This is a genomic window from Roseateles sp. P5_E11, assembly GCF_054049355.1.
Genome location: NZ_JBFUMO010001210.1, coordinates 1 through 531, shown reverse-complemented (window position 1 = coordinate 531; position 531 = coordinate 1). Strand labels below are relative to the sequence as shown.

Sequence of the window (531 nt, the reverse complement as noted above, 5' to 3'; positions counted from 1 at the left end):
GCCCTGTATCACGCCATCGACATCGAGGCCATCAAGACCAAGCTGATGAGCGGCTATTCGACGCCCACCGGTGGCCTGACCTCATCGCCGCGCGGCGCCTATGGCGACCCCAAGCTGGAAACCCGCCTGCCCTATGACGTCGCGACCGCGAAGAAGCTGCTGGCCGAGGCCGGTTATCCGGACGGCTTCGACATCACGCTGGACTGTCCCAACAACCGCTACGTCAACGACGAGCGCATCTGTGTCGCGCTGGCCAGCATGTGGGCCCAGGTCAAGGTCAGGGTCAAGGTCAACGCCATGCCGCGCACGATGTACTTTCCCAAGGTCGAGAAATTCGACACCAGCCTCTTCCTGACCGGCTGGGGCGGGGGCTCGACCGATGCCGACATCATGCTGACCCCGGTGCTGCGCAACCGGGGCGAGCAGGGCGTCGGTGTGGCCAACTACGGCGGCATCGTCAACAACGAGGCCGACGCGCTGGCCGCCTCGTCCACCATCGAGACCGACCCGAAGAAGCGCGAAGCGTTGGTG

1 protein-coding gene is annotated in these 531 nt (G+C 65.2%); it reads left to right on the top strand.

Going from position 1 to position 531, the window contains the following annotated elements; genetic code table 11:
- Positions 1-531: ABC transporter substrate-binding protein (locus tag ACXJKR_RS34380; RefSeq protein WP_457326678.1), on the top strand; the 531-nt coding region annotated here is incomplete at both ends.